The 23,962-nt window shown below is 53.2% G+C and carries 16 protein-coding genes; 10 read left to right on the top strand and 6 right to left on the bottom strand.

The features are described from left to right. Nucleotides 1-272: 272 nt before the first annotated feature. On the bottom strand, nt 273-1,895 hold the full coding sequence (locus SH668x_RS09535; RefSeq protein WP_437188460.1) for an Nramp family divalent metal transporter: 1,623 nt from the start codon (nt 1,893-1,895) through the stop codon (nt 273-275). A gap of 555 nt (nt 1,896-2,450) precedes the next feature. Here SH668x_RS09535 and SH668x_RS09530 point away from each other — a divergent pair. From SH668x_RS09530 to SH668x_RS09520, 3 genes are read left to right on the top strand one after another with little or no spacing between them, the layout of a single operon-like run. Then, a complete protein-coding gene (locus SH668x_RS09530; RefSeq protein ID WP_437188459.1) occupies nt 2,451-3,122 on the top strand; it encodes a hypothetical protein in 672 nt (223 codons plus the stop codon). Next, nucleotides 3,119-4,702 (top strand): thioredoxin family protein, encoded by a 1,584-nt coding sequence (locus SH668x_RS09525; RefSeq protein WP_437188458.1) that lies wholly within the window; start codon nt 3,119-3,121, stop codon nt 4,700-4,702. Before SH668x_RS09530 ends, SH668x_RS09525 begins: the two co-directional genes overlap by 4 nt. A 33-nt stretch (nt 4,703-4,735) precedes the next feature. Continuing rightward, nucleotides 4,736-5,434 (top strand): hypothetical protein, encoded by a 699-nt coding sequence (locus SH668x_RS09520; RefSeq protein WP_437188457.1) that lies wholly within the window; start codon nt 4,736-4,738, stop codon nt 5,432-5,434. A 173-nt stretch (nt 5,435-5,607) separates the two neighbouring features. On the opposite strand, the gene SH668x_RS09515 is transcribed toward SH668x_RS09520, so the two are convergent. The 3 genes from SH668x_RS09515 to SH668x_RS09505 form a co-directional block, all read right to left on the bottom strand. Beyond that, nucleotides 5,608-6,336 carry a zinc metallopeptidase gene (locus SH668x_RS09515; protein ID WP_437188456.1) on the bottom strand — a complete coding sequence of 243 codons (729 nt, stop codon included), beginning with the start codon at nt 6,334-6,336 and terminating at the stop codon, nt 5,608-5,610. Nucleotides 6,337-6,563: 227 nt separating this feature from the next. Further along, a complete protein-coding gene (locus SH668x_RS09510; RefSeq protein WP_437188528.1) occupies nt 6,564-7,163 on the bottom strand; it encodes an OmpH family outer membrane protein in 600 nt (199 codons plus the stop codon). Between the two features lie 393 nt (nt 7,164-7,556). Then, nucleotides 7,557-10,307 carry an efflux RND transporter permease subunit gene (locus SH668x_RS09505; protein WP_437188455.1) on the bottom strand — a complete coding sequence of 917 codons (2,751 nt, stop codon included), beginning with the start codon at nt 10,305-10,307 and terminating at the stop codon, nt 7,557-7,559. A gap of 574 nt (nt 10,308-10,881) precedes the next feature. On the opposite strand from SH668x_RS09505, the gene SH668x_RS09500 reads away from it, so the two are divergent. The 5 genes from SH668x_RS09500 to SH668x_RS09480 all read left to right on the top strand — a co-directional run bounded on the left by SH668x_RS09500 (nt 10,882) and on the right by SH668x_RS09480 (nt 17,637). Then, nucleotides 10,882-11,328 (top strand): RbsD/FucU family protein, encoded by a 447-nt coding sequence (locus SH668x_RS09500; RefSeq protein ID WP_437188454.1) that lies wholly within the window; start codon nt 10,882-10,884, stop codon nt 11,326-11,328. Between the two features lie 193 nt (nt 11,329-11,521). Next, nucleotides 11,522-12,331, top strand: a complete 810-nt coding sequence (gene kdsB / locus SH668x_RS09495; RefSeq protein ID WP_437188453.1) for a 3-deoxy-manno-octulosonate cytidylyltransferase — start codon at nt 11,522-11,524, stop codon at nt 12,329-12,331. 98 nt (nt 12,332-12,429) lie between these two features. Then, complete coding sequence (locus tag SH668x_RS09490; RefSeq protein ID WP_437188452.1) at nt 12,430-14,034, top strand: CTP synthase; 1,605 nt, start codon at nt 12,430-12,432, stop codon at nt 14,032-14,034. A 199-nt stretch (nt 14,035-14,233) separates the two neighbouring features. Then, nucleotides 14,234-16,288: a methionine--tRNA ligase gene (gene metG, locus SH668x_RS09485; RefSeq protein WP_437188451.1), complete on the top strand. Its 2,055-nt coding sequence runs from the start codon at nt 14,234-14,236 to the stop codon at nt 16,286-16,288. Nucleotides 16,289-16,392: 104 nt separating this feature from the next. Continuing rightward, nucleotides 16,393-17,637, top strand: coding sequence for an LL-diaminopimelate aminotransferase (locus SH668x_RS09480; RefSeq protein ID WP_437188450.1), 1,245 nt, complete (start codon nt 16,393-16,395; stop codon nt 17,635-17,637). Between the two features lie 51 nt (nt 17,638-17,688). Here the strand turns inward: SH668x_RS09480 and SH668x_RS09475 are convergent, their stop codons facing one another. Both SH668x_RS09475 and SH668x_RS09470 read right to left on the bottom strand, forming a co-directional pair. Next, nucleotides 17,689-18,867, bottom strand: a complete 1,179-nt coding sequence (locus tag SH668x_RS09475) for a UDP-N-acetylglucosamine--N-acetylmuramyl-(pentapeptide) pyrophosphoryl-undecaprenol N-acetylglucosamine transferase (protein WP_437188449.1) — start codon at nt 18,865-18,867, stop codon at nt 17,689-17,691. Between the two features lie 44 nt (nt 18,868-18,911). Further along, nucleotides 18,912-20,060 (bottom strand): FtsW/RodA/SpoVE family cell cycle protein, encoded by a 1,149-nt coding sequence (locus tag SH668x_RS09470; protein ID WP_437188448.1) that lies wholly within the window; start codon nt 20,058-20,060, stop codon nt 18,912-18,914. 381 nt (nt 20,061-20,441) lie between these two features. Between SH668x_RS09470 and SH668x_RS09465 the strand changes: the two genes are divergently transcribed. Together SH668x_RS09465 and SH668x_RS09460 are read left to right on the top strand one after the other, a co-directional pair. Next, nucleotides 20,442-21,317 carry a thioredoxin family protein gene (locus SH668x_RS09465; protein ID WP_437188447.1) on the top strand — a complete coding sequence of 292 codons (876 nt, stop codon included), beginning with the start codon at nt 20,442-20,444 and terminating at the stop codon, nt 21,315-21,317. A gap of 394 nt (nt 21,318-21,711) precedes the next feature. Beyond that, nucleotides 21,712-23,787 carry a diguanylate cyclase gene (locus SH668x_RS09460; RefSeq protein WP_437188446.1) on the top strand — a complete coding sequence of 692 codons (2,076 nt, stop codon included), beginning with the start codon at nt 21,712-21,714 and terminating at the stop codon, nt 23,785-23,787. Nucleotides 23,788-23,962 lie beyond the last annotated feature (175 nt).

Raw genomic sequence — 23,962 nt, 5'->3', positions numbered from 1 at the left:
TTCGGTGGTGAGTTCATCGAAGTTGCCTCAAGAGAATTTGAATTCCATTAACAAACGAGTGACCAGCGATCTGGTCACTCGTTTTTTTGCGCGCCGACGTAAAGCACCGCTTACCAACGTCGTCAATTCTGCAGCGGTTCAGTGCACTACTTATCGGGACGGATGGCCGCGGAAAAGACGCTCCACAGCGGAAATCCCCATTCAGTCTCCCCTGCGGTGCCTCTTCGCTTTTCGAAGTGGCACCGCACAGCAAGACGCAAGCCCCGTTGTATTTATCCAATCACATTGAACGCAAGCAGTGTCGCGATCACAGCGATAACGGTGTAGAACAGTCCTGCGAGAAACAGGAGCGCCGTTTTTCCCCATCCTGGACGAATTTCGCGAGGCAATAGCGTGTGATTAATCACAATCACATGGAAGCAACTGATCCCCAGCGCGAAATTGTAAAACGTCGTGGTGTAAAGCAGCAGAGATTGCGGCTGGGCCAGGTTCAGTAAAACGAGCCCGATTCCCCCATAGAGGCACAACGCGCCAAAGTAGAAACGGCCGATCCAAGCAACATTCATCTTTCGGACCAAAGGACTGCTTGTCCAGGCGACGTCGACCCAGCGACGCAGAGCCCCGTCCATTGTTGTGATGCAGGACGTAATCAATACAAGGAACCCGCAGAAGAGCGTGAGATTCCAGAATAGAGTCGTCCAGCTTCCTCCAACCGCAGCGGCAACACCATCGGCAGTCAGAGCCGCAGCGCGCCACTTATCATCAACACTTACTCCTCGTTCCAGAAATTGGATCGAGAGCATGCTGGGCAGTGCAATTCCCATGAAGCATGCGGGGAGCCAAACGAAAAATTGATCGCGGTTGAGAACACTCATCCACCCCTTCCAGCGTTTCAGGGATTCCTCGTTGACCGGAAACACCTTACCGACGTGTGAAAGAGTGATCGACTGTCCGCCGACGATGCTCGGAATCGCGCCGACCAGTTTCCCCATTCCCCAGCCCTGATCACGTGCGTAGTTGCTAATCGGGGCGTTTGTCAGTCCACCATTCCCTGCGATGGCTGCCATCGAGGTGGCGACACCTAACATCGACAGTTCCAGCACCGGAAGCTCTGTCCCGTTCCACCAGGCCAATGGAACGTTGATGAGTTGTGAAGTCCCTTCGGCTTCACCTTTGAAGGGCAATGTTCCGAAGCTGACGAATCCAACGATGATTTCACGCCAAGTTTCCCATGTCGAGTAGCCAATCGCCAGAAAGAGAAGGAACCCAAGCACAACAATCAGCTTGGCCGACATGAGGTACTTCAAAGAGTCATAAACCTTGCCGCCGAATGCCAGCGGAGCCATCGCTGCCAGCAGAATCCCCATACTCAAGCGGGTTTGCAGAATCTGATCTGCCGCGTTATTCGGGTCCGGCAATCGGTCCCCTAACCACATTGCGGCCAGAGGAATCGCTGCATTTGAGGCCAGATATGGTAAGAACGAACCGATGTCCAGCACGAGGTACAATCCCAACCAGAACAGCGGTCCGGGAAGAGTTCGGAACTTTCCAGTGAAGATGGGTTCGCCCGTGTAGAGCGTGTACCGACAGATTTCGATGTTGTAAATCACCTGACCGAGAACGCTGAGCGTTGCGAGCCAGAGAAGTGCTCCCCCGTATTGAGCTGAGAGAAGCGGTCCGGTCAACCATTCCCCGCCGCCGACCGCGGCCGCCCCCATGACGAGTCCCGGTCCTAGCAAAAGTGGAAGCGATCTCCAGCTGAGAATCGGCGCCTTCGGGAGTTCACCGCTCCCCCACTGAGGCATTTGAGGTGAACCCGGATGGGGAACAACGAAGTCCTGCAGCGACTCGTGAGGAGGCTGATCCTGAATCGTGTCTGGGGTGGTATTGGACATCGTCCTGCCCTCTTCTTTATGGGAGTCGACGCGAGTCGGACACTCATCATGTGTCGATCCGAACTCCACGAAGATACCCGACCTGTGAATTCGTGGTCATCGAATTCGACGACGACGAATTGCAACATATCGCAATCTTGGATGTTTATGCACTGTTGCCAATACGCTTCGTCGCTGCAAGTCCACACCGCATCTTTTTGTTTATCTCAAAATGTACACTAGCCTTATGGTGGAAGTTGGGCCATAAAAATTGTGCTTTCATGCGGCGAGTCAACCGCTGGTGGTTGACAGTCCGTCATGCATTTCTTAGCCGATGCCGGTCATCTATTCGCATCGAGCCAATCCGATTCGATCCGCGAATTTTGTCCATAGGACGGGCGATCTTCATGTGACGAAAAAAGCACCGATCGCGACTCTTTTCGGCCGGGAATTCAAGTAACGGACTCTTTGCGCGCGACCAACATCGGTTGAGTTGCCAGTATTAACGAGAAGAGCTTCAGGTGATTCGCATTACCCTCATTCTCGTGGGAGGTCCGAAAAAGGTCATTTGCACTGATGAGCCACGAGAAGTTCCCTAGGTGTCTGGCTCAGTTTGAGTTTCAACCTGGCGACATCGCTGCCTGTCACGGAACCGACTGGACCGGACGAATCATCCGGTGGGGGACTGCCAGCCTGTTTCCGCCCTGGCAACTGTCACTTGGCCCATCTCACGTCGCGATTCTCTGTCGCTGGCGGGGAGAAATGATCTGGGCAGAGTCGACAACCCTCTGCTCGACACCCTGTCTGGTTCGCAACATTCCAACCGAGGGAGCGCAGGCCCATTGGCCGGAGGAAAGAGTATCAGACTATCTGGAAATGGGTGGTCGAGTCGACGTGTACCGACTCACACATTTCCAGCGACTGACTCCTGCAGAAAGTCAGCTTCTGACTCGTTTATTACTCGATGAATTCATCGAACCGGGCGTGAGCTACGACCTAGGGGGTGCCCTGCTCTCCGGGACCCGTGTCTTTCAATATTCCAAATTTTTTCCGGGAGCAAATCTCGAACAGCTTTTCTGTTCGGAACTGGTCGCTGCGGTGGTGATGCGATTGAATCGAATGAACCACGCCAATCCATCTCGATATCACCCTGCCCGCCTGTTGAGAGAGCTGATTCGAATTGGCGGCTATCAGCGAGTGGCCACCTTTGCTTCCTGTTCGCAAACGTGCCAAGAGAGGTGCGAATGAACAACCAATCACTGTTGTGTGGAATGTTGTTTCGCTTGAGCTTTGCGGCCGGCCCTTTGCTCGTCGCTCTCATCACCTTGTCACCAGCGACTGAAGCAGCGAATTTCAGGTCGTCCGACCAGACGATTGAGACATTTGCAGAGCGGTCGCGCAGTCGTTCTGCGCTATTCTGGACCTCGCGAGAGCTTCCTGGTCGTTGGGGAGTCCCTTGCTCCATAGAGATCTATAAGGGGCCACAACCAGCGTGTGGTCGTGCTCATTTCCGCTTTCAGGAGAACGAGGTTTTTGATTGGCAACTGATCGTCTGTGGCAATCGACGAGAGATTCTTGAGAACGTGATTCCGCGAGAAGTCGATCGGATGGTCAGAGCGTCAATCATTCGAAGCCCTGTCTTACCATGGCTCGATGAGGGGAGCGCAGCACTTTTCGAATCGCGATCTGCTCAGGAACATCTCAGGGCCATCTCAAAAAGGACTTCACTCTCGATTGTGAATCAGCAGTGGCTGGAATGTGCCGATCCACCAGCCTGCCTTGTCGATCAACAACATCTCGCTGCCATCGGATTCTCGATCGTTGAAGTTCTGCTCAAACGAGGGACACCCAGTCAGCTCATTGAGTTCCAAGCGTCCCGCTCTTCGATTCCAGAGCGATTGAACCGATATTACGGTCTGACGGTTGAGACGCTCCGAGACGAGTTGCGGGGTCGGTTTCTCGATCACTCGGAGCGAATCAATCACGAACAATCGCCTCCTGTGCCACAGCAGACCCTCGTGATCTGGACAGCGGAGTGGTGCGAGCCCTGCCGGCGTTTCGAAGCTGAGGTCCTCTCGAATTTCGAGTTGATGACGACGCTGAAGTCGCTGTATCGAATTGAAGTTCGCAACATCGATCGGTCGGCTGATCAGGCTCAGGCTGAGCTGATTACCTCGGTTCCAACTTTCGTTCTCGGAACTCAGCGGTTTGCCGGCTACACAACACCGGCAGACTTCCTTCAACGCCTGCATTCCCTTCGCCAATCAATGGAGCGCCTGAGCTCGCCTTCCACTGGCACAATCGCCCCGAAAATCGAAGAGCCGACCACAAGCGACTTCCTCGCGCCTGCTCCGCCAGAGTTAAAGAATCAGCCGCATGGGCCTCTCAAATCGATCCATTGGCCGCAATTGCCAGATTCATGGATTCGAGACTCGTTGGCTTTACTGCAGCTAACAGGAGTGGTGAGCGGCGTATTCGCCACCGGTGGCCTGGGTGGTGCAGTGCTGATCTGGGGAATCGGAATGTTACGGGCCTCGCGGCACATCCGGCGCAGAATCTCATCACAAGACCGAGGCCCTTCGGAAAGGAGCGCAGCAGTTCCAAATGCACCCTTTCCCCGAGAGTTGGATGAAGCAGGTGAGCTACTTGAATTGCGCCAGTCAGAAGGACGTGTGGCAACACTTGATGCGATCCGCGGCATGTTCCTCGATGATGAACTCCAGAAGTTGGAACAAGCAGAAGGCTCTGAAGCGCAACTTGCAAAACAGTTACGCAAGCAGATTGATCAGCGAGTGGAGGAAGTGGCTCCATTAACAACACGGGTTTGAAACGCCCGATCTACCTACCAAGCAGGAGAAGCAATGCCGATTGGTGCCCCCGCCAAAGAACAGTTTCGCAGAGCCATTGTGACACTGCGAAATCTTCACATCGCAGCAGCCCTGACGCCGCTGTTTACCATGCGAACCGAACTTTTAGCGAACGATGAACTGTCGGATCGAGGCGGATTCGATGATCCCACCCGTGCGCATCTCACGTCGTTGCTCGCTTATTGCGATCGGTGGCGACGACGGGTCACGCACAACCCGGACAAGGCAGATCTCGGGACAAAAATTGAACGGGCAATCAACACCGCGAACGAAATTGAAAATAGTGAGAGCCCGTTTGGAGGAGACGACATCCAGAATCAATCAGGAGGACTCATCGATCTTCCGTTTGCGTTGGATGGGACTGATCCCGACATTCCGCTGCTCTCACAACTGAAACTGAAGAGCGCTCACGCACTCGTCCTTCTGGGAGCGATCGACAAAGCGATTGTCGCCTGGACACGTCTGAACAGTCGTGACCGCACTCGTTTTATCACTCGCTTTGATTCCATGCGAATCTACGGCCAGTATCAGGAAATTCTTGGATACCTGACTGCTTTTGGAGGCGATGAGAACCGAGTCGATATCGCCCAGCTGCTGCCATCCGACGAACCGCTTGGTCCAACTGATAGCCCGAACCGCAAAGAAGAATCTGTCAACTTTGCAGCGGCTTATCGGTCCGACGCAGCAAATTAACCCGGACGATTCGAGCGTTGGACGTCCAGATCTGATGGGAATTAACTGAAAGAAGGAGTGACAAGCAATTGCCTGTCACTCCTTCTTTTTTTGCCGCTGCCCCTCTGGTCAGGGAGCAGATCTCATTTGGAAGAGTCGCGGGCGAAATTGGCGTCCACGCTCTCCGCCAGCCACTAATCGCGATTGGAGTCGCGAAGCAGACCAAGCTGAATGACGTAATAGACAACGGTCAGAATCGCTTGCAGCGTGCCTGCCACATAGGTCCAGGCAGCAGCGTTGAGAACATTCGCTACAGCGCTACTCCCATCTTGATCAACCATCCCGTGTTCAAGCAGCAGACGCTTCGCGCGATTGCTCGCATCGAATTCGACGGGCAAGTTGATGATTTGGAAAACCGCCGTCGCTGCAAATCCACCGACTGCGATCCACAGGAACGTCTGCCCCCAACCCGCTTTCGCCATTTCTTGCGAAAACATCGGAAGCAACATGCCGAGGATCAAGAAGCCCATAAACCACATCGGACCGAACTGAGCCGCAGGAACGGCCATGTTTCGAATCACCAGTGGACCGTAGTTGTGAGCATCCTGAAGTGCGTGCCCAGCCTCATGCGCCGCAATTCCGACTGCTGCTGCGGACCGGCTCCGATAGACGTCGGTGCTCAGCCGCAAAACTTTTTCCGTGGGGTCGTAGTGGTCGGACAGAGTCCCCCCGGTCTCTTCCACTGCAACGTTGTTTAAACCTGCATCATCGAGAATCTTCCGTGCGGCCTGAGCCCCGGTCAGTGACGTTGGAATCTGCATCCCCTCTGCATATGCAGACTTAATTCGCATCTGAGCCCAGAACATCAGCAACATTGCCGGTGCCAGGAAGACGAAATACATGGGGTCAAAAATTGGAAACATTGGTCCTCAGACTCGTGAATCGGTGAGAGTGATCGAACTATTCATCTACGCACTATTCTAATACGCGACATGTGGGTGAGTAGACTCCAATTCAAACGGACCGGTCTTTTTCCCGGATCAAAAAAAAGAGGCCGCATTGCGAAAATGCGGCCTCTTTTCAAATTCGATCTCAGCAAGCATCTTGAAAATGGGGGGGGAATTCAAAACGCTTAGCGAAATCGTTCAAATTACTTCGCTGCGGTCTTCTTGTAGTTGTCGTTCAGGAATTTCAGAATCGGATCTGTGATGTCATCCTTCTGCTGATGGAAGACAACCTGACGATTCATATTTTGAATCACAGCTTGAGGATCACCAGCTGCTCCAACTTCTGCTCGGTTGAAACGCATCACCAGTGTGTACTTGTAGTGAGTGGCGTAACGGTCAACCACGTCCTGAACTTCGAGGTAGATCGTCTTGTAAACTTCTGCCTGCTGGCGAACGATCTTCTGCTGCTCAACCTGGCGGAAAGTTTCCAGTTCGGTCTTCAGCTTGATCAGGCTGTTTTCAACCTGAGTGTATTCAGCACTTCCTGGAGCCAGCTGAGCGAGTTTCGCCTGGCCGCTCTTGCCTTCTTCCATCATTGCCTGAGCTTTGGCTTCAGCTTCTTCAGCAAGTTTCTGCAGCCCGGAAGTCTGATCTTTGAACTTTTCGTAGTTCTTGAAGATGTGGGCCATGTCGATCAGCCCGATTTGGTGCGGCTGTGGAGCTGCTTCCTGAGCGACGACTGGCTGGGTTGTCACGAAAAAACCAACAGTCGCCAGAGCAACTGCCAACAGACTGTACTTCATCACGGTGCTGCACTCCTTTGCGATTCCGTTCAGGCCGGTGCCATCCGTTGCTCCGGATCGATCGAGGCTTACGCCCAGCCACTTCAGGGAATATTTTTTTCAGGCTCTTGAAACACACTTGTTTCTTTGAGGTTTGCGGAATCTCGCAAGTATGGAGTTTTTCGTCAATTGGAATTATTTGAAGTCTTTTCTTCTGACCAAATTTTATTTTCCATCGGCATTTCACGCCGAATCAGCCGCGTTCAGACTGCTCATCAAACCGCCAAGCAATTCCACAAAATCGACGCAAGAAATTTAATACTCAGAAGTTACAAAACAAACGAGCACGTCGCCCGAATCAGTAACGTGCTCGCGTAGTCTCTTTCTGAGAGCTGCAGATCTCTCCAAGTAGCCTTAGCCAACGAATCTGGATTCGTCGACGACCGGGCTGCCAAGCTGTAAATGATGTGCAGGAATCGGGAGTGGAGCGAGTTCTTCTTTGGCCTTCACGACCTCTCCCCGGCGGTGAATCCCTCGCTCAATCAGTTTCCCAAGAGATCCCATCAGCAAGGCTGGAAGCATCACGATATCTGCCATGAACGCTGCAAATACCAGCACTGCCATCAACGATCCAAACCGGCTGATCAGGAGCAGATCAGCAAAGACAAGGACTACCAAGCCGAATCCAACGGCCGCACTTGTCTGCCACATTGCAGGGGCACAATGTGCGAGTGCCTTGTTAATCGACTGCTGACGTGTCAGCCCCTGTCGAATTCCGTTCTGGAACCACGTCAGTAAATGGAGCGTTCCATCAACAGAGATTCCTAATGCGACGGAGGCCGTCACCATTGTTCCGATATCGATGCGTTGTCCAAACCACGACACCAGACCGAAGACCATCGTCACCGGAAGGAGATTCGGCAACATGCTGATCAGCCCCGCGAGCGGATCTCGCAGTACCCACATCATGATGATGCTGATCATCCCGAATGCGAGAACAAAGCTCCAGATCAGGCTGTTGAGGACAGCGTGCTGTGTTTGCAGGAAGAGTGGCACTGTCCCGGTGATAAAATGGTCCACTCCCTCTTTATCCGCGATCACACTGTTTACCGCCGCGTGCAGATCTGCAGAGAGCGTGTTGTAGTCGAGATCGTTGATAATCGAACACTGGGCGTTGATGCGCCAGAGTTCGTCCTCACCCTTGGTCAGGGCATTCGCTGCAAATGGGCCGGTGTCGCTCATGGCCAGAAGATTGCGAGCACTGCTGTCTTCCGCTTTGACCCTCTTTTCCGACTCATGTGAACGTCGGTTGTAGGCCGCAATTTCTCGCGAAGAATCTGTTTCCGCCGGAGAGGCACGTTCCGGAAGGAAGTCTGCCAGAGAGAGTGCTCCGCTCACGGCAGCATGCTGGCGGATCTTCTCTTCAATCTGACGAACCATTTCCACGCGTTGCAGGAAGCGTGTGGAATCCTGAGCAGACTCATCGAATCGGACCAGAATTTCGATCGGGCATGTTCCACCGAGTGAATCTTCAATCCGCTTCACGTCCTTGACCAATTTGCTCTGATCCGGGAAGTAGCGAATCACCTTGGTTTCAACGTCGAAGTGCATCAAACCAAATGTACAGACAATACACAGGACAACTGTGAAGCTGAGTGAACTCTTCCAGTGACGGCAGAGGAAATTGCTATAATTGTTCCAGAACTTGCTGTTCGACTCGATGTCTCGAGAAGGCCTCTGAGGAATCAGCTGTAGCAGCGAAGGAAGACCATAGAGCGTCATCCCCATGGAAATCAGCGTCCCGATCGCTGCATAGATTCCGAATTCGCGAACGGGCGTCAATTGGCTTGTGGCGAGCGAAATCAATCCGATCGCTGTCGTCAATCCAGAGAGGAGACACGGCTCGAATGCCATGCGAGTCGCTTTCGAGACAGCAGTTTCCGGATCTTCCCAGGCTGCGTGTTTCCAGTAGTTGGCGACATGAATTGCTCCGGAGAGTGACAACACCATCAGCAGTGTCGGCATCACCACAAGAACCATATTCATGTTCGTTCCAGTCATCGGGACGAACGACATCCCCAACAATGCCGAGTAATACGAGACTCCCACGACCAGCAGGCCGAGTCGAATACTCTTGAGCGACACGAGCGCAAAGATGATTCCGATCAATCCGGAGAGCCCCATCAACGAGGGCCCCCAAGGAGATTTTCCATCCGGATTCCAAGCGGCGCGTGCGACGCCTCGATTGAGTTCTGCACTGGTGACGACTCCCCCAGCCAGCACGACATCGCCAGTCGGAATGAATGAGTTGCTGGCCGCATCCCGAATCGCTGCCAGTGCCTTCTCTTTCTCAGCCAGCCCCGCTTCCGAAAGACCAATCGCCACAGCGACGGGTGATCCGACCTCCAGATAACAATCTTCGATCAGGTCTGATCCGAAGAGCCCCTTCTGCTTCTTCACCCATTCAACAAATTTTTGAGCGACTTCTGGCTGGTTCGAGATCCCTTCCCAGCTCAGCTGGAAGTCATGTGGCTGAAATTCGATTGAGACTGGTGGCGCGTCCGCTTCGACATTGGCGAACTGACCGAGTGCTTTTTCGAAATTGGCGACCTGAGACTTGGCTGGAGTCCAAGGCGCGACCACCTCGTGCGACTCCAAAGAAATATTGAACTCATCAGCGGCCGATGCAATGAGTCGATCACGGATAATCCCCGGATTGGCTGCCCCTTTTTCAGTGAGGCGAACCTTTAACCAGCCGTGCCCGATCATTGTGCCGGACAGTCGACGGAACGCTTCGGTCTGATCAACGCCGAATTCTTCCATTCTGGCGAGGAGACCACGAGCATCAATCGCGGACTCTACGAATGGGAGGCCACCTCGTCGAATGCCGTCTTCGTCGATCTTCCCATGAAGATTGCCTAGCAGGACCGGCAGTCGTGGGTCATCCAGCGTGCTCCCCTCCCATGTCAGGTAGAGGATTTCCTGTGTTGGAAAGTGAGATCGTGTCCAGGCGTATTCGAGGGCACTGGCATTGTCTTTCGGGAGCCATGACTCGACCGAATTATCCATGCGAAGGTTTCGGAGCGAGTAGATCGAAACCGGCGCAAGGAACAACAGGAGAGCGACCACCCAAAGGGACAGTCCATGCCCCCAGGGATCTTTCATCTCAAAGAAGCCCCGGCTCTGCCGTGATTTTGGATCAAATCGAACGTATGTCACAGCCTGCCCTCGACTCGGTCGATGGTTCTCACTTCTGTTTCAGGATGTCGCCAAACGCGAACCGCCACCCTGCGCCCGATTTAGATCGTCAGGTGAGGTGATGAGACTCGCTCCTAGCTGGCGAGTCCCCGGATTTCCCACCTGCATATTTTTGAGACTTACGCATCGCGCGACTCAGGAAAGCTCCTCCGCCTGTTCTGACTTGGAGAGATTTTTCGGCCCATGATGTCAACTTTGAAAATGTTGGAGCTTTTCAAAGAACTCTTGCAAAGATTCGTGATAAGACCACTCAGAAAATCCCCGGAAAACGTGCCGCAGAATCTGCCGAACTCGAGTTTGAAACCTCTTCAAGTCCCGGGCGGGAGTTCATGAATGAGCTCCCCTGAAGTAACTCACACTCTGGCAGAACGGGTTCTCACTGTTGGTTGTCTGGACTCAATACTCTGTTGATCGATACGCTGTTCAGAACTTCAGTTCCCAACGAGAAGAGAGCTCTCCTGCAAAGTCGGGTCAAATTGCCATGCTGAAACAAACGCTCATTCATCCTGAAATCAATCAGATCATCGCTCGGGCTGGCCACCATTCAAAAATCCTGATCGCTGATGGAAACTACCCTGCTTACAACACACTTGGTCCAAACGCAGAACTCGTTTCACTGAATCTCTCTCCCGGACTGGTCAGCTGTACCCAGGTCTTACGCGCGCTGCTTTCTGCTGTTCCCATCGAAGCAGCCAATACAATGGGAATTCCCGCGGACGACCCGTACGCGGAGTCTGGCGAGCCACCCATCTGGAATGAGTTCCGGGAGATCCTCAAAGAGAACGAGCTGGACGTCGAACTTGAACCGATCCAGAAATGGGATTTCTATGAGGCTGTCTCTGGCAGAGACCACATTTTGACCATTCAAACTGGTGACCAAGCATTGTGGGCGAACTTGTTGTTGACAATTGGTGTTCGTAAGGCGTAATTCTCAGTGTGAACCGCAGAACTGGTCAGCACCTCGTCCTGAGAGAAGAAGTCTCCGAATCCAGTCCACATAACTGGACCGGCATCGAGACTTCGCTGCTCACGACGGAACATGGCGAGTTCTGCACTCAACGCCCCTAATCACTTCAAACGATCGAGAACGATCAATTTGAGATTTCGCCGGAACGGATGCCATGACTGACGCTCAGAGTTCACCCAATCAACCACAGGTCGTTGGAATCATTCCGGCTCGCCTGCAATCCTCACGATTGCCGCGAAAAATGCTCTTAAAGGACTCCGGAAAGCCGCTGCTTCAGTATTCATGGGAAGCGGCGAGCCGATCGAAGCTGTTAAATGAAGTCCTGATCGCCACAGACAGCGAGGAAATCGCTGAAGTTGCCCGCGGATTCGGTGCAAAAGTCGCGATGACGGGCGATCATCCCAGCGGCGGTGACCGCATCGCAGAAGTAGTGCGACGGGAATGCCCGAATGCAACGCTTGTCGTGAATATTCAAGGCGACGAACCAGAATTAGACCCAACAGTCATCGATACATTGATTCAATCGATGTTGGATCGCCCGGAAGTAGAAATGGGGACGCTCGCGACTCCCATCACATCCATGGCGGTCCTGTTGGACACCAGTTGCGTGAAAGTTGTCTGTGCGGCAGATCAGCGGGCATTGTATTTTAGCCGACATCCAATCCCATTCTTAAGAGACGGAAGCCCCGAAGACTTTTTCGATCAGGATGCGGAAACGGCGCATCTCCAAAAGAGCCCGTGGCTTCTACACTTAGGGATTTACGCATACCAGCCAGGCTTCCTGTTGGCGATCACGAAGATGCCTCGATCAAAACTGGAACAAATGGAGAATCTGGAACAACTTCGGGCGTTGGAAGCAGGAGCATCAATTCTTGTGAAGGTCGTCTCTCACCAGTCCGTTGGAATTGATACCGCTGCCGATTATGCTGCGTTCCTGGAACGTCAGAAATCGCGGTCGTCTTAATCAGCTTCCATCCTGACGACTGTACAGAGATCACGAATGAAACTTCAGCCCCCGGCAGGCGGTCGGGGGCTGTCCATTTTGACAGGACAGGATTTGAGATGACGAAATACATCTTCGTCACCGGTGGTGTTGTAAGTTCGCTGGGCAAAGGGCTGACATCGGCTTCGATTGGAATGCTGCTGGAGCGCCGTGGTCTGCGAGTCCGGATGCAGAAGATGGATCCCTATATCAATATCGATCCAGGGACAATGAGCCCCTATCAGCATGGGGAAGTCTATGTTCTGGACGATGGTTCCGAGACAGACCTCGATCTCGGGCACTACGAGCGGTTCACAACGGGTCCCCTGTCATCGCTCTCCAACTTCACCACAGGACGCATCTATCGATCGGTGATCGAAAAGGAACGTCGCGGAGAGTATCTGGGTGCCACAGTTCAGGTCATCCCTCATATCACAGATGAAATCAAGTCCCGCATTCTCCAGCTTGGTGGGCCGGATGTTGACGTCGTCATTACCGAACTCGGCGGCACCGTCGGCGACATCGAAGGTCTTCCGTTTCTGGAAGCGATTCGACAGGTTCCATTGGACGTCGGCAAACAGAACTGTCTCTTTATCCACCTGACACTGGTTCCTTACCTCAAAGCTGCTCGCGAAGCGAAAACCAAACCAACGCAGTACAGCGTCGGGCAGCTCCGAACCATCGGAATTCAGCCTGACGTCCTGATCGTTCGTACAGAACGACCTCTCGGACGGGAGAACGCCGAGAAGATTGCCCTGTTCTGCAACGTTGAAAAAGACGCGGTCATCGAAGAGAACGACAAAGAGTTCTCCATTTACGAGGTTCCAGCAGGACTCGCTGAGCACAATCTCGATAAACTGATCTGCGATCGATTGAACCTTCCGAAAGGGGAGTTGAATCTCGACGACTGGTACGGGCTTCTGAACGATATTCGCAACCCTCAGCACGAAGTCACCATCGGTGTCGTGGGTAAGTACATCGAACACCGCGACGCCTACAAATCGATCTATGAGTCACTCACTCACGCCGGCTTTAACCATAAATCCCGCGTTCTGATCAAGCGTATCGAGGCAGAAGACTGCGAGCATGGTGATCTCGATCAGTTGCTCGGAAATCTGCACGGAATTCTCATTCCAGGCGGCTTCGGCTACCGCGGAGTAGAAGGAAAAATCAAGGCGATTCAATACGCTCGCGAACGCAAAATTCCGTTCTTCGGAATCTGTCTGGGCATGCAGTGCGCGGTCATCGAATACTCACGAAACGTCCTCGGCTGCAAAGATGCCAACAGCACCGAATTTGCTCAGGACACTCCAGACCCTGTGATTTGCCTTCTGGAAGAACAGAAGACGGTCACAGACAAGGGAGGAACGATGCGTTTGGGCGCGCAGCCTGCGATCCTTCAAGAAGGGTCTCACTCCGCAAAGGCGTACGGAACGACAGAAATTTCGGAACGACACCGCCACCGCTACGAGTTCAATCCTCAATACCGCGATCGACTCGTTCAAGCAGGAATGATCCCGGCGGGGACCAGCCCCAGTGGAAATCTGGTGGAAGTTGTTGAGATTCCGAACCATCCGTGGTTTGTGGCTGTCCAATATCACCCAGAGTTCAAGTCTTCTCCGCTGAAACCGCATCCTCTCTTCCGCGATTTCATCGGAGCGTCTCTCGCGAAGCAACGGGGATAACGCGAAACAGCAATTCGCTCGCGTCTGCAATGTGCCGGCGCGAGTGGAAATGCGGCGAAATCGACAACGATTGTTGTTAAATTTCTATGCTTTTCCAGAAAACCCGAACTCTCCAGTGTTTGTTTGAAGCCGGATCGATCATCCTTTGTTTCGGGCAACAACCGGTTTTCTCATCTCATTTTGAAGTTGTGCGTCAATCATGGCTGACCGTCGCATCCTGGTTACCTCCGCCCTTCCCTACGCGAATGGGCATATCCACATCGGGCATCTGGTCGAGTACATCCAGACTGACATCTGGGTTCGCTTCCAGAAGCTTCGAGGGGAAAATTGTCGGTTCTTCTGCGCAGATGACACACACGGCACCGCAATTATGATCCGGGCCAAGCAGGAAGGCCGTCCTGAGGAAGAGCTCATTGCGGATATGCGGGAGGCTCACCTGAGAGACTTCTCGAAGTTCGATATCGAGTTCGACAACTACGGTTCGACGAACAGCGAAGAAAATCGCGAGCTTTGTCATCAGGTCTGGAAGTCGATTCGCGGTGCGAATCTAGTGCGAGAAAAAGAGATCGAACAGCTATTCGATCCGGTTGCGAACACATTCCTCGCAGATCGTTTTGTGAAGGGGACCTGTCCGAAATGTCAGTCTCCCGGACAGTACGGTGACAATTGCGACAAGTGTGGAGCAACCTACTCCCCGTCCGAACTGATCGACCCGAAGAGCACGCTGAGTGGAGCGACTCCAGAACTCCGCAAGGCAATCCATCTGTTCGTCGAAATCGAACAATTACACGAATTCCTCGAAGAATGGACTCAAAGCGGAAAACACCTGCAACCTGAAATCGCCAACTATCTCAAGGGACATTTCCTCGGAGAGCCCCTGCGTGATTGGGATGTTTCCCGCCCTGCTCCATACTTCGGATTCGAAATTCCGGATCAGCCGGGCAACTACTGGTACGTCTGGTTTGATGCTCCGATCGGGTACATCGCAAGCACTTACGAATGGTGCAAAAACAACTCCGAAGATTTGCTGGAATGGTGGCAGAATGCCAATTCCGAGGTCCATCACTTTATCGGAAAAGACATCACGTACTTCCACACGCTCTTCTGGCCAGCCATGCTCAAGACCGCTGGTTTCAACCTGCCAGAAAAAGTACACATTCACGGTTTTCTCACCGTGGGTGGGGAAAAGATGTCGAAGAGCAAAGGAACCTTTATTCAGGCAGCGACTTACGCTGACAATCTGGATCCATCCTATCTGCGTTACTACTTCGCGTCGAAACTCAGCAATGGAGTGGACGACATCGATCTGAACTTCGACGAGTTAAAGTCCAAGGTGGATTCGGATCTCGTTGGGAAGGTCGTCAATATCGCGAGTCGTTGTGCGAAATTCGTTGCAGGAAAACACCTGTCGGAAACCTACCCTGACGACGGCGGGCTCTTCGAACAGGCCGCAGCTTCTTCCGAGAAAATTGCAGCTCTCTACGAGAATCTTGAATACAGCGCCGCGATGCGGGAAATCATGGCGCAGGCCGATCGCGCTAATCTGTACATCGAATCCAACGAACCGTGGAAAGTCGCCAAGGACCCTGCCCGGGAAAATGAACTTCGCGACATTTGTACTGTCGGTCTGAATCTGTTCCGTCAATTGGTCATCGCATTGGCCCCCGTTCTTCCACGTCTGAAACAACAAACAGAAGAACTGCTGAACACTTCCCTCTCTCAGTGGAATCACCTGCGGACTCCACTGACAGGGACATTGGTGAATTCCTATCAGCACATGCTCAAACGAGTCGATTCAAAACAGGTCGAGAAAATGATTGAAGAATCCAAATCCTCACAGGCCCCCGCTGCTCCAGTCGAGGCACCGGCGCCCGCTGCATTCAACGATGGTCCGGAATCACTCGAAAAAGAACCGCTTCTCACCGATCACTGCTCGATCGACGACTTCACCAAAGTCGACCTACGGGTCGCTCGCGTGATCGAAGCAGGCCCAGTTGAAGGTGCCGACAAGCTCGTCGCTCTGAAACTGTCGCTGGGAGGAACTGAGACCCGCAACGTCTTCGCTGGAATCAAAGCCTGCTACAAGCCTGAAGATCTGCTTGGCCGTTTGGTGATCTGCGTGGCCAATCTGGCTCCGCGCAAGATGCGTTTCGGAGTGAGCGAAGGAATGGTCGTCGCCTGCGGTCCCGGTGGAAAGGAAATCTTCCTTCTGAATCCGGACGATGGTGCACAGCCTGGAATGCGTGTTCACTAATCCGTCTTTTCGCCCCTGCAGCCGAGGACAATGAATTCTCTCGCTGCAGACGGTAGAATCTGTTCTCATACCGTTTCACGACTCCAAGAACGTTCAGCGATTCCATGCCACAGATCAACGAAAACTACCTGAAGCTCAAAGCCGGTTACCTGTTTCCCGAGATCGGTCGACGAGTGACCGCGTTTTGTCAGGCAAATCCAGAAAAGAAGGTCATTCGTCTGGGCATCGGCGACGTGACCGAGCCATTGCCACCATCCATCACAGCTGCCATGCACAAAGCTGTCGATGAGATGGCAACACGCGACACGTTCCGCGGGTATGGTCCGGAGCAAGGCTACGACTTCCTGCGAAACGCTATCGCTGAAAACGATTTCAAAGCTCGTGGCTGTGACATCGCTGCCGACGAAATTTTTGTTTCAGACGGTTCGAAGTGCGATACGGGAAACATCCTCGATATCTTCGGTCTGAAGAACGTCATCGCAGTTCAGGATCCCGTCTACCCGGTTTACGTCGACACCAACGTGATGGTTGGTCGAACAGGTGCCGCGGATGAACAAGGGCGATACGAAGGTCTCGTTTACCTTCCTTGTACCGCTGAAAACAACTTCACACCTGAGTTGCCGAGCCAGCACGTCGACGTGATTTATCTCTGCTACCCGAACAATCCAACGGGTGCTGTCGCCACACGTGAAACCTTGACCAAATGGGTCGAATTCGCGAAGTCGACTGGCGCAATTATTCTCTTCGACGCAGCGTACGAAGCCTACATCACCGATCCGGAATTGCCGCATTCGATCTACGAGATCCCCGGCGCACGTGATGTTGCCATCGAGTTCCGCAGCTTCAGCAAAAATGCAGGATTCACTGGAACCCGCTGTGCCTACACCGTTGTTCCCAAGAGCGTTCAGGGATCAACAGCCGATGGCCAGAAGCAGGCCATCCATCCGCTGTGGAATCGCCGTCACACCACCAAATTCAACGGGGTTCCATACATCATCCAACGGGGTGCTGAAGCGGTTTACAGCCCTGAAGGGAAAGAGCAGATCAAGCAGTTGATCAGCTTCTACCTTGAGAACGCTGCCCTCCTCCGCCACGGTCTCGAATCCGTTGGCTTTGAGGTCTTTGGTGGCGTGAACGCTCCTTACATCTGGCTGAAGACTCCGGGTGAGATGAGCAGTTGGGAGTTCTTTGATCACCTCCTCGAGAAAGCGAATCTTGTCGGAACTCCGGGAAGTGGCTTCGGTGCCAGCGGTGAAGGTTACTTCCGCCTGAGCGCATTCAACAGCCGAGAGAATATCAACGAAGCGGTCTTCCGCATCAAGAATCTGTTCGGCCAACTCTTGGCATAACGCTCGGTGAAGTTGAAACTGGAGAAAGCGGCGGCCGTTTGGGTCGCCGCTTTACTTTTTGAGCGCCTGCTGCTTTGCCAGGATTTTCCGAATCTGCTCGCACACCTTCTGAGCGGCCTCCGGTGTCGCAACCCGCTTCATTGCAGCAGCCATTTGCTTGCGGTGTTCCTTATCGAGGACGAGTTTCGAAATCGCTGTCTCAAGTTCAGCATCGAACCGAATCTGCTCTCCCTGCTCAATCATGTACGCAGCTTTGCGGCCGACAAAATGCTGAGCGTTAATGCGCTGATGGTTCCGCAATGATTTCGGATAAGGAATGATGACGCACGGAACACCGGCACACGCAATCTCTGCGAGCGATGTACCGCCGGCACGGGTCACGATGATTCCCGAGGTTTCGTAGAGTTCGCGCATGTTGTCGAAGAAGGGTGAGACAACAGCTTTCTGGTTCATCTTCTTGTAACTCTCTGCGATCCGCTCCGCGTCGCGCACTCCTGTCTGATGAACGATCGTCCAGCCTTTCAGTTCGCTCCGATGGCGTCCTGCGTAGCGAACCATTGCGTCGTTGACTGCGATGGCCCCTTGGCTGCCTCCCAGCACAAGAATCTGTTTGAGGCTTTTTGACTTAACGGCCGCAAGCTGGGAGATCGTCTGACGGATCGGATTTCCAGTGACGACCGTATGGATTTTCTCTGGAATCAATCGTTGAGTTTCAAGGAAGCTCACGCAAACCGTCTCCGCGAAGCGCAACAGCAGTGTCGTCGCGCGTCCCGGAATGATGTTCTGTTCGAGGAGAACAATCGAATGTCGACGCCAGCGCCCTGCAAGTACTCCCGGGACGCTGCTGTATCCACCGGTCCCAAGCATGATCGGATTGGTCAACGAGTTCAGCTCGCGAATGGCTTGCTGTGTCGACTTGAGTAATGCCCGGGACGAACGAATGGGATGTCGGCGGAAACTGACGCTGTCGACAGCAGGGAGCGTTACCTGCTCAACCCCGTGCTGTTCCAGAATCGCTTTATCGATGGCTCGTTCGGCACTCAGAAATAGAACACGCTCGGGAGGATTCTCCAGCGTTTGAATTTGTTCAATCACCGCCAGGGCCGGAAAAAGATGCCCTCCACTCCCCCCCCCACAGACAACCAGACTCCAAGGCGACGCCGGACGTGATGGGACAATCAGAGTCGGCGAAGGCGATCGAATCAGGCTGTGAGAATTGCTATTCTTCATTCGATCTGCAGTATGACGGATCGATCGAAAATCTCACAGCGAAATTACTCTTCGGCAGTGAATGGGGAGTCTTCCTGATCCTTTTCCGTGGATCGCGTCAAACTCACGATGACCCCAAGGAGAACCACGCTCAAGCCGAGATTACTTCCGCCGTAGCTGACGAACGGGTGTGAAATTCCCTTCGGCGGAACCAGTGCCGTGACGACCGCCATGTTGACTAGGGCCTGAGTGACGAGCGATGTCAGCAACGTCATCGACAAGGCTCTTTCGAGAGTATCTTCCGCGGTTCTTCTGACGAGTCGTATCCCGCTCAGGAAGATGGCGATCCATAGGAAGAGAATTCCCAGCGTCCCGATCAGGCCAAGTTCTTCACCGACCACAGCGACGACGAAGTCGGTATTTGCTTCGGGGAGAAAGCTCAGCTTTTGCCAGCCCTGCCCCAGCCCCACACCTGCGACTCCTCCAGTCCCCAACGTGATGAGCGATTGCTGAATCTGATAAGGAGCTTCATCAGGCTGAACCCATGTGTTGACGAAACCTCGAATTCTCGCCAATTGATACGGTTTGAGAGCAAACAACATCATTGCGAATGGCAACACCGATCCGATCGCGAGCAGGAAGTACCTTTTCGGACACCCGCTCAACCACAATGCAACGCTTGCAGTAAAGCCGACGAAAAGAGCGGTCCCGAGATCAGGTTCAATGAGAATGAGAACCATTGGAATCAGGATCAATCCCAGACAGATTCCGAGATGCTCCAGCGTAAACCGATGGGTGAGATTGCGTCGATATAACAATACGCACAGCATCAGGGGAACAGTCAGTTTCGCGGATTCCGATGGCTGAAATGAGATGGATCCCAATCGAAACCACCGTTGTGCCCCGTTAACAGAACGACCAATTCCGGGTGCGAGAACCAACGCCAGAAGCACGATGGTTCCAACGTAGATTACCGGAGCGATCACAGGCCAAACTTTGGGAGGGATTCGCGAGACGGCAATCCCAAGGACTCCGGAAAAGAGAAGAAACGTCATCTGCCGAAACAGAAAGGTTTGCTCTTCTTCGCTGGGAATTGAGGTGAAGCTTGAGCTGTAGACCATTAGCATCCCAACGGCCATGAGCATTCCAGAGAATGTCACAAACACCCCAGCAAGCTGGTCGTCTGTTTCGGGATACTCAAGGGTCGAAGCCATGGAGCGGTTGAATCTGAAATTCGACGGAGCAAAGCCAGAGAGCGTCAGTGACATTCACGATTGCCACACTTTACGTGTGCTATCGGCAATATTTGCCCGTTAAGGGTGCGAGAAAACTGCTCTTGGACGTCGCTCGCGCATCTCTGCAAACCTGAGCTTCCACCGAGTGTTATGACTGTGCTATCCCCCAGAATTCCTGTAGCGATCACAATCGCGCCAAGTGGTCGATCAAGACAATCGCCCGCGACATTTCGGCTACAGACTGTTTCCAGCCGAATTCACAATCATTCATCGGGATCGACTCAACTTGTGTCGATACTGATGTGAGGGCTCGATCGGGCGTCTGCTGCTGGGGCAGCACCCTCGTAGGGAATTAAGTCGATGAAAAACCTTTCGTTCATTGCAACTGTTTGTTTGGCACTGAATTTCATTGCGCAGATCAGTTTTGCGCAATCAATTTGGTACAAAGATCTTAATGCCGCTCGTCGCGAAGCTGAACGACTGAATCGGCCGCTTCTTTGCCACTTTGGGGCGACGTGGTGCGCGCCGTGTCAGAAGATGGAACGAACCGTCTTCAATCAACAAGCTGTCTTGGATCAGCTCCGGGCTTCCGCGGTTTGCGTGAAAATCGACGTCGACGAGAACAAGGAACTTGCACAACGATTTGGAGTTTCAAACTTTCCAACCGATGTCTTTCTCGAGCCGAACGGCCAGAGGTTAATGGAATCGACTGGCTACCAGTCAGCGGAAGAATATCGGGCCTTTGTCGATCGAGCTTCCCGAAGGTATTCATCTTTGTTGGCGTCTCGTCAGCAAAAGACCGCTCCCCCCATCGTCACGACGCCAGACCCTGCCAATGATCCTTCTCTGATCACAAAAAACGTCTCCACGCAACTGATGCTCGAAGGTTATTGCCCTGTTTCGCTCTCAAAGACGCGAGACTGGAAGCTGGGGAACGGGCAGATCCGTGCCGAGTACAAAGGACAGATCTACCAGTTTGTCGGTGAAGCAGAGCGAGTCGAGTTCTTGCAGTCGCCAGATCGATTCGTTCCGCAGTTCCTCGGGTGCGATCCAGTGTTGATTTTCACCGCTGACCGCGCTGTTCCGGGAAGCATCGAATGGGCAGCTTACTTTGATGGACAGCTGTTTCTCTTTGCGAACGAAGACAATCGGCGAAATTTCAAAGCCTCACCAGAAAAATATATCCGCACGCGTGTCGTGTTGGATCTGAGTCAAATCGAAGTTCTCCTCCGCTAACGCGTGACGACCTCCTCCCAATAAGTTCCATTCCATCTTTCGAAATGCTGCCGAAGGAATTCCCCTCCTCTCACTGAGAGTTCCACCTAACTGGTCATTGGGAATTTGTACCGACCACACTTGCTGAAAAGTGTCTCTGCACAGGTGCTGTCCGCCACTGCGGATTGGATCAACCCCGGGCGCCCGGGTCGATTAGATCATCCAGGCAGCCGGAATATTGATTCCAGCGTATATTATGGACAGAAGTTCCTCTCGCTTGTAACAGTTTGTCCTGCAGTCAAAACAGACAGTTTGACTGTATCGTTGGATGACCTAGCTTTCGTAAGCGGAATCTTTCTTCTTTCTGGACTCCCCGGAAGAGCTTCGAAGAATCCTTCTGAATGCGAACTTTTTCATGCGAACGATCTCAGCTCCCCCCCCCACCGAACGCCAACATGGATTGCCTTCCGCACATCCGATGGATTCTTCCCGATTGTTTGCCGCATTACTCTCCTTGGTCAAAGAATCAGATGGTGAACAGGGATTCAATCCGGAACTGAGCCTGATCTCACTGCCCGTCCTGCGCCGCCTGCTCTCCGCGATTCACTTTCGTGATGCGGGGATCCTCAAACATTCTCGTCGTGTCGGACTGATCAGTGTTGGCATCGCCAGTCGCCTTGGGTGGGAAGACGAAGATCTGCGGGTGATTGAGATCGCGTCCCTGATGCACGATATCGGGAAAATTGGAGTTCCCGACCACATCCTTCTCAAACCGGGCAGGTTGAGCCCCGATGAAGCCGAATTCATCGCGATGCATCATCGAGTGGCCATTGCACTTCTTCAGGCTTGTCACGTCCACACATCGATTACTGAAATCGTTGCACAAGCGCACGGGGTAGGAGACGATTCGGTCCCAGGATGTCCGCCACACAGTCTCGGAGCAAGAATTCTGGCGGTTGCGGACGCCTACGACTCCTTAACGACCCGGCAGAGCTTTCGGGCCCCGTATGATCGCTGGGAAGCACTTCAGATTCTCGAAGAGCAGTCAGGGAAAGAATTTGATCGCAACGTCGTCGCTGCGCTGGGGCGTTGGCTCGATAGTACAGACGCCGCGATCCTTGCGGATGAACGCGCTGCGGAAGTCTCGATTCAGGTCAATGCGCCGGTCGATTCCGAAACCCGCTTGGGCGCGATGCAACTGGTGCAGTTTCTGAACCATCTCTATCTCCTCGAAAGTCTGTACGACGCGTTCTATTTCGTTGATTCCCAACGGAATATTGCCATCTGGAGCAGCGGCGCTGCCAAACTCTTCAATCGCCCCGCAAACGAAGTGCTGGGAAAGAAATGGTCGAGACATCTCGTCGGAGGGTCGTCAGCGAGTATCGACCAGTTGGAATCAGTCTTTCTGTCGGGAGAGATCACCTGCAACTCGATCTCGGTGCAGTGCTCCAATCGAGACATGATCAATGTGAATGTGCAGAATATCCCGATATTCGGTGCACACGAGAAAGTTATTGGGGTCGTCGAGCTCTTCTGTAATGAAACAGAACCGAAGCGATTCCGGAATCAGTACCGCTCCCTTCAAATCGCTGCAACGCGTGACGCGTTAACCGGTGTGTTGAATCGGGGTGAACTCGAGCGTCGGCTGAACGAGGTCTATGACGAGTGGACGGCACACTCCAAAGGGACCTTCTCTGTTATTTTCATGGACCTGGATCACTTTAAGTCGATCAACGATCAATTGTCGCACGCAATTGGAGATCGCGTTCTGATCGAGTGTTCGCGACTATTACAGGACGAATTGTATTCCGGGGAGACGGTCGGACGGTACGGAGGTGAGGAGTTCATCATTCTCTGCCCGGAAACGAACGCTGCCGTTGCGATCGAACGATCTGAACGGCTTCGTCGCACCCTGTCTTCTACTCGCTTTGCTGATCGCCATGATTTGCGGGTCACAGCTTCCTTCGGGGTTGCCGAAATCCAGCCAGGAGAGAGTCTGGAGTCGGTCATTTCGCGAGCGGATGCTGCATTGTACGAAGCGAAAAACAACGGCCGGAACCGAACGGCAGCTTGTAAGTCACTCGCCAATCAAAATCAGATTCACGCTGTTGGTCAGGCCATCGCGGACTCAAACATTCACACATCGACATTCAAAACTTCTGTGGTCAGCGACATGCTCCACCTAAAGTTAATCGGGTTTGTCGATGCGATCAAAGCCAAAATCGTGGCCGTAACGCCCGGTGAAGTCATTCTTCAAACTGGGGGACATCGACTCTTTTCCGCCTGGAGAAAATCGGCCCTCGATCGGCTTCCTGTGAAATTGACCATCACACTCGTCGATCCCCCTCTGGACGCGGCCCCGGGGCACCACATGACAACCACTGTGAGAGTTCAGGTTGTTCCGGTCGGAAAATGCCACGACCCTGGACTGCTGAAGCAGAAGGCGAAACACATCTTCGACCAGCTTCGATCCCACCTGATCGCCCAATAGATCATCTACCACTCATTGATACATCCAGGTCTCCCAATGCCGAGACCTGGTGGCATCGGCGCGCGAACACCGGAACGTCCCCATGTGCATTCCACCGAGCGTCGAGACTCCTCCGAAAGTTCTACAAATCCCCCAACCTGACTCGTAAAAATTGAAGCCCTCCGGATCGCTCAAC

Source organism: Planctomicrobium mucosum (genome assembly GCF_051466335.1).
In the GTDB taxonomy this organism is placed as follows: domain Bacteria; phylum Planctomycetota; class Planctomycetia; order Planctomycetales; family Planctomycetaceae; genus Planctomicrobium.
This window is presented reverse-complemented; position numbering and strand designations above follow the sequence as displayed.